This window comes from Ruegeria sp. CG1 (genome assembly GCF_056537265.1).
Genome location: NZ_JBQFRF010000001.1, coordinates 736,991 through 749,040 on the forward strand (window position 1 = coordinate 736,991; position 12,050 = coordinate 749,040).

14 protein-coding genes are annotated in these 12,050 nt (G+C 57.0%); 8 read left to right on the forward strand and 6 right to left on the reverse strand.

All coding sequences use genetic code 11. The annotated features are described in order from the left end of the window. Positions 1-58: 58 nt before the first annotated feature. The 4 genes from purL (at position 59) to grxD (ending at position 3,276) form a co-directional block, all read left to right on the forward strand. On the forward strand, positions 59-2,218 hold the full coding sequence (gene purL, locus ACR0AU_RS03735) for a phosphoribosylformylglycinamidine synthase subunit PurL (protein WP_480795278.1): 2,160 nt from the start codon (positions 59-61) through the stop codon (positions 2,216-2,218). A 138-nt stretch (positions 2,219-2,356) separates the two neighbouring features. Then, positions 2,357-2,593: a BolA/IbaG family iron-sulfur metabolism protein gene (locus tag ACR0AU_RS03740; protein ID WP_170393179.1), complete on the forward strand. Its 237-nt coding sequence runs from the start codon at positions 2,357-2,359 to the stop codon at positions 2,591-2,593. Positions 2,594-2,636: 43 nt separating this feature from the next. After that, entirely contained in the window at positions 2,637-2,927 is a 291-nt protein-coding gene (locus ACR0AU_RS03745) for a hypothetical protein (protein ID WP_480795279.1), read from the forward strand. Continuing rightward, positions 2,914-3,276: a Grx4 family monothiol glutaredoxin gene (gene grxD, locus ACR0AU_RS03750; protein WP_170393181.1), complete on the forward strand. Its 363-nt coding sequence runs from the start codon at positions 2,914-2,916 to the stop codon at positions 3,274-3,276. Before ACR0AU_RS03745 ends, grxD begins: the two co-directional genes overlap by 14 nt. A 1-nt stretch (position 3,277) precedes the next feature. Here grxD and ACR0AU_RS03755 read toward each other — a convergent pair whose 3' ends face one another. Genes ACR0AU_RS03755 through ACR0AU_RS03765 form a run of 3 tightly spaced genes read right to left on the reverse strand, consistent with a single transcriptional unit; the run spans position 3,278 to position 4,853 of the window. Next, positions 3,278-3,628, reverse strand: a complete 351-nt coding sequence (locus ACR0AU_RS03755) for an MliC family protein (protein ID WP_170405544.1) — start codon at positions 3,626-3,628, stop codon at positions 3,278-3,280. Continuing rightward, a complete protein-coding gene (locus ACR0AU_RS03760; protein ID WP_170393183.1) occupies positions 3,628-4,020 on the reverse strand; it encodes a cell division protein ZapA in 393 nt (130 codons plus the stop codon). The genes ACR0AU_RS03755 and ACR0AU_RS03760 overlap by 1 nt, the downstream gene beginning before the upstream one ends. Then, positions 4,020-4,853 (reverse strand): hypothetical protein, encoded by an 834-nt coding sequence (locus ACR0AU_RS03765; protein ID WP_480795280.1) that lies wholly within the window; start codon positions 4,851-4,853, stop codon positions 4,020-4,022. Before ACR0AU_RS03765 ends, ACR0AU_RS03760 begins: the two co-directional genes overlap by 1 nt. A 234-nt stretch (positions 4,854-5,087) precedes the next feature. On the opposite strand from ACR0AU_RS03765, the gene tkt reads away from it, so the two are divergent. After that, complete coding sequence (gene tkt / locus ACR0AU_RS03770; protein ID WP_223118096.1) at positions 5,088-7,109, forward strand: transketolase; 2,022 nt, start codon at positions 5,088-5,090, stop codon at positions 7,107-7,109. A gap of 50 nt (positions 7,110-7,159) precedes the next feature. On the opposite strand, the gene ACR0AU_RS03775 is transcribed toward tkt, so the two are convergent. After that, entirely contained in the window at positions 7,160-7,960 is an 801-nt protein-coding gene (locus tag ACR0AU_RS03775; RefSeq protein ID WP_170465398.1) for a thioesterase family protein, read from the reverse strand. An 87-nt stretch (positions 7,961-8,047) separates the two neighbouring features. Beyond that, entirely contained in the window at positions 8,048-9,019 is a 972-nt protein-coding gene (locus ACR0AU_RS03780) for a DUF808 domain-containing protein (RefSeq protein WP_170732093.1), read from the reverse strand. 182 nt (positions 9,020-9,201) lie between these two features. Here ACR0AU_RS03780 and gap (ACR0AU_RS03785) point away from each other — a divergent pair, with 182 nt between their 5' ends. From gap (ACR0AU_RS03785) to gap (ACR0AU_RS03795), 3 genes are all read left to right on the forward strand, one after another. After that, positions 9,202-10,203 carry a type I glyceraldehyde-3-phosphate dehydrogenase gene (gene gap / locus ACR0AU_RS03785; RefSeq protein ID WP_480795281.1) on the forward strand — a complete coding sequence of 334 codons (1,002 nt, stop codon included), beginning with the start codon at positions 9,202-9,204 and terminating at the stop codon, positions 10,201-10,203. Between the two features lie 73 nt (positions 10,204-10,276). Next, the gene (locus ACR0AU_RS03790) at positions 10,277-10,420 is read left to right on the forward strand and encodes a hypothetical protein (protein ID WP_480795282.1); all 144 of its coding nucleotides are present in this window, start codon (positions 10,277-10,279) and stop codon (positions 10,418-10,420) included. 81 nt (positions 10,421-10,501) lie between these two features. Continuing rightward, positions 10,502-11,506, forward strand: coding sequence for a type I glyceraldehyde-3-phosphate dehydrogenase (gene gap / locus ACR0AU_RS03795; RefSeq protein WP_170732091.1), 1,005 nt, complete (start codon positions 10,502-10,504; stop codon positions 11,504-11,506). On the opposite strand, the gene coaD is transcribed toward gap (ACR0AU_RS03795), so the two are convergent. After that, positions 11,498-11,989, reverse strand: a complete 492-nt coding sequence (gene coaD, locus ACR0AU_RS03800; RefSeq protein WP_170393190.1) for a pantetheine-phosphate adenylyltransferase — start codon at positions 11,987-11,989, stop codon at positions 11,498-11,500. The genes gap (ACR0AU_RS03795) and coaD overlap by 9 nt on opposite strands. Positions 11,990-12,050: the final 61 nt, after the last annotated feature.

The window sequence follows — 12,050 nt, forward strand, 5'->3', positions numbered from 1 at the left end:
AGCGGCCCATTGCCCTAAAAGGCCCGCAATCTCGGCCCACTTGGACACAGGACAGAAGATGCAAGAGCCCGCCATCACACCCGATCTGATTGCCGCACATGGGCTCAAGCCCGAGGAATACGACATGATCCTTGAGATCATCGGGCGTGAGCCGACCTTTACCGAGCTTGGCATCTTTTCAGCGATGTGGAACGAGCATTGTTCTTATAAGTCGTCCAAGAAATGGTTGCGCACCCTTCCGACCTCTGGCCCTCAGGTTATCTGCGGCCCAGGCGAGAATGCGGGTGTCGTCGATATCGGCGACGGTCAGGCCGTGGTGTTCAAGATGGAAAGCCACAACCACCCTTCGTATATCGAACCTTATCAGGGCGCGGCGACCGGCGTGGGCGGCATCCTGCGGGATGTTTTCACCATGGGCGCACGGCCCATCGCCTCGATGAACGCACTGTCCTTTGGCGAGCCGGGCCACCATAAGACGCGCCAATTGGTGAACGGAGTGGTCGAGGGGATTGGCGGCTACGGCAACTGCTTCGGTGTGCCTTGCGTGGGTGGCGAAGTTCGGTTCCACCCGGCCTATAACGGCAACTGCCTTGTGAACGCGTTTGCCGCTGGTCTGGCTGACAGTGACAAGATTTTCTACTCGGCCGCTTCGGGCGTTGGGATGCCCGTCGTCTATCTGGGCGCAAAAACCGGACGTGACGGTGTGGGCGGAGCAACCATGGCATCGGCCGAATTCGATGACACCATCGAAGAAAAACGCCCCACCGTTCAGGTCGGCGACCCCTTCACCGAAAAGCGCCTGATGGAAGCAACGCTGGAACTGATGCAGACCGGTGCCGTGATCTCGATCCAGGACATGGGCGCAGCGGGCTTGACCTGCTCGGCTGTAGAGATGGGCGACAAAGGTGGTCTGGGCGTACGTTTGGACCTCGAGAATGTCCCGCAGCGCGAAGAGAACATGACAGCCTATGAAATGATGCTGTCGGAATCTCAGGAACGGATGCTGATGGTCCTCAAACCTGAGCTTGAGGCTGAGGCCCGCGCCGTGTTCGAAAAATGGGACCTCGATTTTGCCATCGTAGGCGAAACCATTGCCGAAGACCGTTTCCTGATCATGCACAATGGTGAGATCAAAGCCGATCTGGTCCTGTCTAAACTGTCCTCGACCGCGCCTGAATACGACCGCCCGTGGGAACCGACCCCTGAGTCCGCGCCACTGGAAGACGTACCACAGATCGATCCGATCGACGGTCTGCGCGCCCTGCTCTCTTCACCCAATTACGCAGGCAAACAATGGGTCTATGAGCAATACGACACCATGGTCATGGCGGATTCAACTCGCACGGCGGGTCTGGGCGCTGGCATGGTCCGCGTACATGGCACCGACAAGGTGCTAGCCTTTACCAGCGACGTAACCCCACGCTATGTCCGTGCAAACCCGGTGGAAGGCGGCAAACAAGCGGTGGCCGAGGCCTATCGCAACCTGACCGCCGTGGGGGCCAAACCACTTGCCACCACAGACAACCTGAACTTTGGGAACCCCGAAAAGCCCGAGATCATGGGTCAGTTCGTCGGCGCGATCCAAGGTATCGGTGCCGCCGTTGGTGCGCTGGATATGCCCATCGTGTCGGGCAACGTCTCGCTTTATAACGAGACTGACGGCCAGGCGATCCTGCCAACCCCCACCATCGGCGCGGTTGGTCTTCTTGCTCATAGCGACGAGATAATCGGAAACGAAGTTCGGGATGGCCATGTTGCGCTGGTCATCGGCGAAACCAACGGCCATATGGGTCAGTCCGCCCTGCTGGCCGAGGTATTCAACCGCGAGGACGGAGACGCGCCGCATGTTGATCTGGCTGCAGAGGCGCGCAACGGCGAATTCATCCGTGCCAATCGCGAGATGATCAAAGCATGTACTGATCTTAGCGATGGCGGCCTTGCACTGGCTGCGTTTGAACTTGCTGAAGCTGCAGGCGTCGGCGTTTGCCTGGATGATGCATCATCCGAGTTCCTATTCGGCGAAGACCAGGCCCGTTATCTTGTGGCGTGCAACTTCGATCAAGCCGAGGCGCTGATGATCGCTGCCGGTCAGGCCGGTGTCCCGCTGGTCTCGGTTGGTCGATTTACCGGTGACAGCGTGAAGATCGGCAATTCCGAAGCTCCTTTGGCAGAACTGACCGAGACCTTCCGTCAGAGCTTTGCCGCCGCGGTCGCCTGATAAATCGTCTCTTCCGAATTCCAGAATTCCCGCGTCTTCCATAGGCGCGGGATTCGCGTATCTGAAAGATGCTCGACATCTTGCACGCCCGCTCCCATCACTCTACATCTTGGGAAAGACCTACAGGAGTGAACCTACATGCCGATGAGCGCCCACGAGATTGAAACCCTGCTGCGCGAAAGCTTTCCCAATGCGGAAATTCAGGTTGGTGGCAGCGATGGCGTGCACATGTCCGCCATGGTCGTGGACGAAAGCTTTCGCGGCAAAAACCGCGTTCAGCAACAGCGTGCGGTTTACGCTGCGCTGAAAGGCAAGATGGATGGATCTGATGGGGAATTGCACGCGCTGGCGTTGACGACGAAGGTACCTGAATGACACAGAACTACTTTCAAAAAAGCGCCTAAGTGGCTTTGAAAAGATGAGTGGCTGGCCCTTCTGGATATCTCTTCTTGGTGCATTGATAGTTGTCGCCGCCCTCATCGAAGCCTATGTCAAACGCAACAGAAAACGAAAACTGTCGGATATCCGCCCTGACCCCGATACGCTTAGCAAGGTTGGGGGAATTGAACGATACGGGCTTGATCCGGTGACGCTTGCACAAGCAGAACACCGGCGGCTTGAAGAAGAAGGATGGGCACCTGAACTGCCCGATAACCGAACGACCGCCGCGCAAGCGGATGAAAAGGAAAAGCAAGATGAGCGACGTTAAGACCCAGATCGACGAAACCGTCAAAGCCAACGATGTGGTGCTTTACATGAAAGGCACCAAAGAGATGCCGCAGTGCGGGTTCTCATCCCGGGTGGCCGGTGTTCTGAATTACATGGGTGTCGAATACACCGATGTGAACGTTCTGGCTGACGAAGCTGTGCGCCAGGGCATCAAGGACTACTCCGACTGGCCAACCGTGCCTCAGCTTTATGTCAAAGGCGAGTTTGTCGGCGGTTGCGACATTATCACTGAAATGACGCTGTCGGGTGAGCTAGACACACTGTTCGATGAAAACAGTGTGGGCTATAACAAAGACGCTGCGGACAAAATCCGCGAAGCAAACGCGTAAGCTATCGGCTGCTACAGTCCTTGAACAATACGAGTTCCGGGGCTGTGTCGCCTTCGGCCTGATGGCTGATCGTGGCATCCCACCCCTTGGAGCGCAGGGTGTATGTCCCTGCCCCTCCGACGGATTCATACCGGATGCCCGAGCCGCTTGGAACCTGTTTCATGGGGATCAACTGATCATCGATCATCATCGCAGCCGCCCCATCGCCATTTGAGGCGTTAAAGTAGGACACCGGCACTTGCGTGTTGTTTTCACAGGTAAACGTCACGGACAGAATGTCGATATCGGCCTTTGCCATCGTGCCAGTCAGCGAGACGACGGCCGCGCAAAAGGCCATTCGGGCGATCGGCATTAGGCCGTCCTTTCTTCAATGACTGCCGCCAGGGCTTCGGCGCGCGCCGCCATTTCAGCCAGCGTATCCGTGACAGATGGCGGCACTACCGCGACCTCGATCCGTTCAGGTTCCGGCTGCGGTTGGCTGCGGAGCCGCTTCAATTCGGTCTCCAATTCAACCAGCTTGGCCTCGGCCAGTTTCATGCGATCTTCATGCGCGGCTGCCTTGTCTGCCAACATGAGTCCCGCCATCAGCAGCATCCGCGATTCCGGCATACGTCCGATCTGGTCCGACAAAACCTGAGCCTCATCATCCAGCAGTCTGGCTGCCGCTTGCAGAAACGGTTCTTCACCGTCCTGGCACGAGACATCAAAGCCGCGGCCACCGATATGAATGGTTACTTCGGGCATTATTCCACCTCTCCCTCGGCCAGATTGGCATGACTTAGCAATGGCTCAAGCCGAGCCAGGACCGCATGCGCTTCGGCTGCGTCCGACGCGCGCGCGGCACGTATGGCTTCTAATTCGGCTGTCGTGGCCCGGTTCAGCATGTCAGCATCCGTGACACCGTCCTCTGCGGCGGCGCGTAATTCATCGACAGCGATTCGGAGCTGATCGTTTGCATTGCGAAGCCGTTGCAAATCATCATCCAACCGGGACATCGCGGCCCCATGGCTAGCCCGTTCCGCGCGCAGCATCTCAAGCTCAGCATTGAGTTCGGTTAACCGCTCGCTATCGACCAGTTCAGCCCGCAGACGCGCCAATTCGGCCTCCATCTCTTCCGCGCGATCCGCGATTGGGGTCAGTTTCTCGACCTGCGCGCGCAACGTATTGGCCTCTTCTGCGGCGCCCTGATGTGAGCGCAGAGTCTCAATCTCTGCCTTCAAGCCCTCGACTTCGTCCGTGTTTTCAAGCGCAGCCTTGGCATCCGCCAACTCGGCCCGCGCAGCCTCAACCGTGGCTAGCTGAGAAGTCGCCTCGGCCAATTGCGCACGCAGCGCATCCACTTCCGAACTCGGTGCCGGTTGCGCACGCAGCGCGTCAATCTCTTGCGCGTGCCTCTCTTTGATCGTTTTCAGCCGTTCCTCAAGCTGGGCATTGGCCACCCGCTCTTCTTCAAGCGCCGTTCGCAGCGACGTATCATCACCGGCTGCGGATCCAGCATCGTGCAAGGCCTCGACACCATTACCGATCCGCTCCATCGCGGTGATAATACGGCGTTGTAGTTCTTCGATCTGACTCATGCCTGTGTCACCTCTTTATCAAGGTTCGTTCTGATATTCGCCTACCCGAATCAAAAGCGGCGGCGCTCAGCCCTAGTCTAACGGAATGCGACAGAAAATACCCACTGTTTGGTTTCAACCACTTGCACACCGCTCTTGAAGCGCCAATTCGGCGTGCCACGCGGTTCTGCTTGCACTTTGACAATCGGATGGTATTCAGCGCCCATCTGCCCGTAAACCAAAGGAACTACGCCCGTGGACCTGACTGCGCTGCGCAATGCCAACCCCGAACACTGGGACAAGGCTGCGGCCATCCGCACCCTGACCCTCGACGCTGTCGCCGCCGCCAATTCCGGCCATTCCGGTATGCCGATGGGCATGGCCGATGTTGCGACCGTATTGTTCGAAAAGCACCTCAAATTCGACGCCACTGCCCCGAACTGGCCGGACCGCGATCGGTTCATCCTATCGGCGGGTCACGGTTCGATGCTGGTCTATTCGCTGCTGTATCTCACCGGTCATGGCGATGTTACGCTGGAAGAGATCAAGAACTTCCGTCAATTGGGCGCCAAAACTGCCGGGCACCCCGAGAACTTCCTGATCGATGGTGTCGAAACCACTACCGGACCTTTGGGTCAGGGCATTTCGAATGCCGTTGGCTTTGCGATGGCCGAGGAAATTCAGCGTGCGCATTATGGCAAGAAGATCGTTGATCACTATACCTACGTGATTGCGGGCGACGGCTGCCTGATGGAAGGCGTCAGCCAAGAGGCGATCACTTTGGCCGGTCGCCACGAGCTAAGCAAACTGATCGTCTTCTGGGATAACAACAACATCACCATCGACGGCACAGTCGACATCGCCGACCGCACCGATCAGGTGCGCCGTTTTGCGGCCTCGGGCTGGCATGTGCTTGAGATTGACGGCCACGACCCCAAGGCCATCGATGCGGCCATCGTGCAGGCGAAGAAGTCGAACAAACCGACGATGATTGCTTGTGAAAGCCACATAGCACTGGGGCACGCGGCGCAGGACACTTCAAAAGGCCATGGCGCTCTGACCGATCAGGATCAGTTGAACGCCGCCAAAGAAGCATATGACTGGCCGCATGATGCGTTCGTCATCCCTGCTGAGGTCAAAGCCGCTTGGGAGGCCATTGGTGCACGTGGCAAAGCCGAGCGCGCAGCGTGGGAGGAGCGTTTTGCGCAAGTCTCCGAACGTAAACAAGCCGAATTCAACCGCGCCTATGCGTTTGAGGCACCAAAGAAGCTGGCCGGCGCCATCCGGTCGTTCAAGAAACTGATGTCGGAAGACCAGCCAAAGCTGGCCACACGCGCCTCTTCAGAGAAGGTGTTGAATGTCGTTAACCCGATCATGCCCGAAACCATTGGCGGCTCGGCTGACCTGACTGGATCGAACAACACCAAATCGGCTGATATGGGCGTGTTCCTTCCGGAAAACCGCAAGGGTCGGTATATCCATTACGGCATTCGTGAACACGGTATGGCCGCTGCTATGAACGGTATGGCGCTGCATGGTGGCATTCGCCCGTATGGCGGTACGTTCATGGCCTTCACCGACTATGCGCGGCCCTCGATGCGTTTGGCTGCACTTATGAAGATCCCGACGGTGTTCGTGATGACCCACGACTCGATTGGTCTGGGCGAAGACGGTCCGACGCACCAACCGGTGGAACATCTGGCGATCTCGCGCGCGACGCCGAACACTTATGTGTTCCGCCCCGCGGATACGATTGAGACCGCCGAAGCCTGGGAATTGGCGCTGACCTTCAAGGACAGCCCCTCGGTTTTGTCGCTGACCCGTCAAGGCGTGCCAACTGTTCGGACCCAGCACAAAGCCAAAAACCTGACCGCGCAAGGCGCTTATGTATTGGCTGACGCAGAAAACAAGCGTCAGGCGATTCTGATTGCCACAGGTTCCGAGGTTTCGCTGGCGATGGAAGCTAAAGCAATACTTGAGGCCGAAGGCATCGGCACTCGGGTCGTTTCCATGCCCTGTATGGAGCTGTTTGCCGAACAAGACGAAGCCTACCGCAAGCGCGTATTGCCTGCGGGAGCCGTCCGCGTCGGTATCGAGGCTGCGGTTCGCGCCGGAGGCTGGGACCGTTGGCTTCTGGGCGAGCGTGGTCGCGAGGCCAAAGCCGGGTTCATCGGCATGTCCAGCTTTGGTGCGTCGGCACCCGCCGGAGAGCTCTACAAGCATTTTGGCATCACGACCGAGGCAACAGTCGCCAAGGTCAAAGAACTGCTGGGTTGAACCTACCCAAATTAGTCAGAAGGCCTCGGTTAAAACCGGGGCCTTTTTTGTTAGACGAAAATTATTACTGACTGCATACCATCGACAATTAGATCACCATCGGTGTTCCACATCCGCATGACCTGAGAGCTGTAGCCGTCATGTCCAGCTGTCAATTGATGTTCCATCAACCACCATCCATCGCGAGTATGAATATCTTCGGATAGCACGTTGAAAATCCAGTTCATTGATGAGTTGTTTCCCGGCTTCTTCAATGTCGGGAATATGGCCGGTGGCAACAGGTCCGCAATTGCGATCAACCCTTCGATCCTATCGCGCATATCGGCATCATTATGGCGCGCCCAAACCTTCACATAGCCACGCTCTGCACCAGCAAATGGCCGCGCCCCGTCGATCAACCGAACGTCGAAGTTCTCAAGAAATGCGATGGGAAGTTTTGGCAAATCTGGCGGGAAATAGTGTTCTGTGATCTCTGGCTGTATCTCTGCCTTAGCCGGATGTTCGAACGCCACATGGCTGTCCTGTGCCTTGCCAAACGTAAATGTCCCAAGCGCGGCTGTATTCCCCTCAATCCTTGCTCGTGTATTGATCGTTGTGACATTCCGCCCATTGCGAAGCACCTCGGTTTCGATCAGCGGAGGTGAACCGATGGGCGCGGTAAAATTGATCAGGGCCGAGCGTAATGGCGGCAGAACATCGACCGCATTTCTCGCCGCAGCCAGCAGCAAGGCAGACGAGAAGCCGCCATATGTTGTGCGGCCTTGCATCCAGTTTGGCGGCACCGGGAACTGCAGCATCCCGTTCAACCGATCTGAACTGGCAAGGACTTGGGAAAGGCTGAGTTTAGTCATCGATCTCACACCGGGTATGCTTCGAATGGAACTTACCCCGCTCTTACCGTTGTGCCAGATGAAACCTCACGTCACATGATCCTGATTTCAGTGTTTATTCGCAGATCCCGAAATCGCGCTGATCGCGGGGGACAGCAGCTTGGTTGCCACCGGTATCAGCGCCAGCCCATAGGCCAGACCGAATACACCATCCATCGTCGCCTTCGCGATCCACTTTACCGCGCCTGCCCATTGTTCAGACACAGCATGACTCGCAGCATTTGCCCAGTCGTAAATGTGATGGCCCAGCCAGCCAAAGCCCAGGACCTCCATACCGTGGATCATGATCGACCCGCCGACCCACAGCATCGCAGCAGTACCAACGATAGACAGAACTTTCATAACAACGGGCATCGCTTTGACGAGGCCCCTTCCCGTTCCGCGCCCTATCGGCGTCGGCGCGTTTTGCGCCAAATACAGGCCGACATCATCCATTTTCACGATCAGAGCGACCGAGCCATAAACGGCGACGGTGACCCCAACGCCCACAACGGCCAGCGTAGCGGCTTGCATCCACACATTCGGCGCTTCAATGGCCGCCAAAGCGATGGTCATGATTTCAGCAGACAGGATAAAGTCAGTCTTGATCGCACCCTTCACCTTCTTTTCTTCCAGATGGCCAGGATCAGGATTTTTCATATCCTCTTCGATCGCGTGGCTTCCGTGTGGGAACAGGACATGAAAAATCTTTTCGGCCCCTTCAAAACACAGATATGAACCACCGAGCATAAGCAGTGGTGTGATCAACCAAGGCGCAAAATTGGCTAGTAGCAATGCCACTGGCAACAACAGAATGATCTTGTTGAAAATCGATCCGCGCGCGATGCGCCAGATGATCGGCAGTTCCCGCGCCGGGGCAAAACCCTGAACGTATTTGGGCGTCACGGCCGCATCGTCAATGATCACACCCGCAGTCTTGGCCCCAGCCTTGCCGGCAGCGGCCACCACATCGTCCACCGAGGCCGCCGCAACCTTTGCAATGCCCGCCACGTCGTCCAACAGGGCCAACAGACCACTCATCGCGCTTCCTTTCCATTCATCTGTTCGATCGGACCCTACCTGATCCAACGGCTAGCGCAAGCGTTAGCGCAATCGGCGCAGGTTTGCGCTAACACCTTAAAAATATGCCATTTTTGCCCTTTTGAGATTCAATATTCGCGGCTATATGGCCTGCAACGCAAGCGCATTTTTGGAGACGTCGGATGACCATCAAGGTCGGTATCAATGGTTTTGGCCGCATCGGCCGCTGTACTCTGTCGCACATCGCCGCATCGGCGCGCAACGACATCGAAGTGATCAAGGTCAACGCCACCGGCCCGCTGGAAACCTCGGCGCATCTGTTGAAATACGACAGCATCCATGGACGTTTCCCACGCGACGTCTCGGTCGAAGGCAACACCATGGATCTGGGTCGCGGCCCGATGGAGATGTTCTCGACCTACGATATGAACGAGCTGGACTGGGAAGGCTGCGATGTCGTTCTGGAATGCACCGGTAAATTCAACGACGGCCTGAAAGCCAAAACCCATCTTGAGCGCGGCGCTGGTAAGGTTCTGCTGTCGGCTCCCGGCAAAAATGTCGACAAGACCATCGTATTTGGTGTGAACCACAACAGCCTGACCGCAAACGACAATATGGTGTCGAACGGTTCTTGCACCACCAACTGCCTTGCTCCGCTTGCCAAGGTTCTGGACGAAGGTATCGGCATCGAGCATGGCATCATGACCACGATTCACGCCTATACCGGCGACCAACCGACGCTGGACCGTCGCCACAGCGATCTTTATCGCGCCCGCGCTGCCGCCATGTCGATGATCCCGACGTCCACTGGCGCCGCTGCAGCACTGGGAGAGGTTCTGCCGAACCTCAAAGGGCGCCTGGACGGCTCGGCCATCCGCGTGCCCACTCCAAACGTCTCGGCCGTTGATCTATCATTCCGCGCCTCGCGCGACGTCACTGTCGAAGAGGTCAACGCCATCGTCGAAGAGGCAGCGAAAGGCCCGATGCAGCGCGTTCTAGGGTATGAGCACGCGCCGCTGGTTTCGACCGATTTCAACCACACCGAAGAAAGCTCGATCTTCGCGCCGGATCAGACCCGTGTGGTCGACAACCGTATGGTGCGCGTGCTGGCGTGGTATGACAACGAATGGGGATTCTCGGTGCGTATGGCGGATGTCGCCGTCGCGATGGGCCGCCTTAACTGACCCTTTGGACATAGCTTGTACCTTTATTCCCGCTCAGGTTATCTGAGCGGGCATTTTCGTTCAGGGCGCAGAAATGACAAATCAAATCGCCATCTGGCTTGGAATCCTAATTCTGGGCGGTCTGATGCTGGACGCGGCACTATTCGGCACCGAACACCTGCTGTTCCTGGGCAAGAAGCTCTACGATTTCCTGGATTGGCTCGCCTTCTGGCGCTGACAGAGGTTTTTCTTGACTTTCGCGCCAATCTGGCTTTGTTAGCGCTAACCATCTATGGACCATGTTCTGACGGAGCGCATTATGACACTCAAGCTGGCAATCAATGGATTTGGACGGATCGGGCGCGGCGTTCTTCGGGCCGTCATGGAATCCAGACGTACTGATGTTGAAATCATCGCAATCAACGATCTGGCAAAGCCCGAAATGAACGCACATCTGTTCGAGTTCGACAGTGTGCATGGACGCTATTCCAAACCCGTAAGTCTGACTGATGCAGGTCTGGATGTGGGTGCTGGGCCCATCCGGCTGACCAGCGAGCGTGATCCCGAAGCACTAGACTGGTCTGATGTGGATGTGGTTCTGGAATGCACCGGTGTTTTCCGGACCCGTGAAGCAGCTGAGCGGCACCTGAAAAACGGATCAAAGAAAGTGTTGATCTCGGCCCCTGCCCGTGGCGACGGCGGCGTGAAGACAGTCGTGTTCGGCGTGAACGATCATGAGTTAACCGCCGACGATATCGTTGTTTCCAATGCCTCGTGCACCACCAACTGCCTGTCGCCGGTCGCGGCGGCTTTGGACGCAGGACTAGGTATCAAACACGGCAACATGACCACAGTTCATGCATATACGGCCAGCCAACCGGTTCACGACACTGCGGGCAAAGACCCCTACCTGTCGCGCGCAGCTGCGCTGTCGATGATTCCGACGACAACTGGCGCGGCATCGGCTGTTGGTCTGGTTCTGCCGCAGCTTGCTGGTAAGTTGACCGGGCAAGCCATTCGTGTCCCCACGCCCAATGTTTCAGTCGTTGATCTGGTTGCTGAGGTTTCGCGACCGACGACCGAAGAAGAGGTCAATGCCCTCTTTGTAGAAGCCGCCGCCAAAATCCCCGGTGTGCTGGCGGCCGAGAATCGCCCCTTGATCTCGATCGATTTCAACCACGACTCGCACAGCTCGACGGTTTCACTGGCTGAAACCAAAGTAACTGACGGCACATTGGTTCGTGTGCTTGCATGGTACGACAACGAATGGGGCTTCTCGAACCGGATGCTGGACACTGCCGCCGCGATGGGCGCGCTATCCTAACCGCTCTTTCAAGGCGGAATTGACGCGGGGCGTGACGAATTTTGACACGTCCCCGTTCAATCTGGCGATTTCTTTGACCAGTTTCGACGCAATGGCTTGATGCCGTGCCTCTGCCATCAAGAACACGGTCTCAATCGAGTCGTCCAACGCGCGATTCATCCCAACCATCTGGAATTCATACTCGAAATCCGCAACCGCACGCAGTCCGCGCACGATGATCTGAGCGCCTACATCGCGGGCGCAATCGATCAGCAGGTTTTCAAACGGATGCGCGACAATCTCGGTGCCAGTCTGCTCGGTTAGATGGGCGCATTCGGCCTCGATCATCGCGACACGCTCTTCCAAAGAAAACAGCGGGCCCTTGTCCCGGTTGATAGCAACACCAATGACGAGCTTATCCACCAGCGCAGCCGCGCGGCGAATAATGTCTATATGACCCATGGTGATAGGGTCGAAAGTACCGGGATATAATCCAACCCGCATTGGGCTCTCCAGCGCAACAATATTTCTGCGCAAGCAAACATAACTTTGCCGCAGGTGCAAG